The 603-nt window shown below is 66.2% G+C and carries 1 protein-coding gene and 1 pseudogene; one reads left to right on the top strand and one right to left on the bottom strand.

The genetic code is table 11. The features are described from left to right. Nucleotides 1-157 (bottom strand): annotated as a pseudogene (locus DVK07_RS20635) (histidine kinase); the annotation flags it as partial. Between the two features lie 157 nt (nucleotides 158-314). On the opposite strand from DVK07_RS20635, the gene DVK07_RS20630 reads away from it, so the two are divergent. Next, nucleotides 315-548: a harpin-binding protein gene (locus DVK07_RS20630; RefSeq protein WP_121598595.1), complete on the top strand. Its 234-nt coding sequence runs from the start codon at nucleotides 315-317 to the stop codon at nucleotides 546-548. Nucleotides 549-603 lie beyond the last annotated feature (55 nt).

The following is a 603-nucleotide window of genomic DNA, read 5'->3' as shown; positions in this document are numbered from 1 at the left end:
AGTTCGACGGACCCTCGTCGGAACTCGCAGACACCACCGAGACGTTTCGATCCGCGAAATGCTCGGCGAGTCGCCCGACGACGCCTGGCGTCGGATTGAACACCGTCAGCGTTCGTTCCGAGGCGGCGACGCCGGAGATGAGTTCGCTGAGAGACATTACCGGGAGAACGCTACAACGGGTTATCATTCTTTGCAATAATATGGTATGCGAGACCGGCGAGTCGGGACGCGAAACCGGTCGACTCGCCCGGAAGGAAGTCGTTACCGGGAGAGAACAGCGTCCTAACTATGCCCCACAAGCGTGTACGTTCAGTATGATTTCCGACGCGCCCCGTTCTCGGAACCCCGCGGAAGTCGACGACGAACGCGGGACGGGCGACGGCCCGTGGTTCGCCGCCGAGGTCCCCGACATCGTCGCCGGACTCGAAGCCTCGCAGTCCATCGGTCCGGTCACCGCGGCGGCCGCCCGCCAACTCATCGCGGTCGGCCGCGCGAGGGACGCGCTCGCGCTCGTCCTCGGCGAGGTCGACGGGTCGTGGCGGCGATAGGGTCGCTCGTCGCGGCGAGCGACGCGGACTCGGCGGCCGGCGGACTACTTCTCGC

Origin of the sequence: Halorubrum sp. Atlit-26R, assembly GCF_003666015.1 — an archaeon.
Taxonomy (GTDB): domain Archaea; phylum Halobacteriota; class Halobacteria; order Halobacteriales; family Haloferacaceae; genus Halorubrum.
Note: the sequence above shows the minus strand (reverse complement) of the source record. Positions and strands in the feature narration are given on the sequence as shown.

Bases quoted from the DNA above. Each gene is read 5' to 3' on its own strand.
- DVK07_RS20630 (WP_121598595.1), top strand. From the start codon at position 315: ATGATTTCCGACGCGCCCCGTTCTCGGAACCCCGCGGAAGTCGACGAC.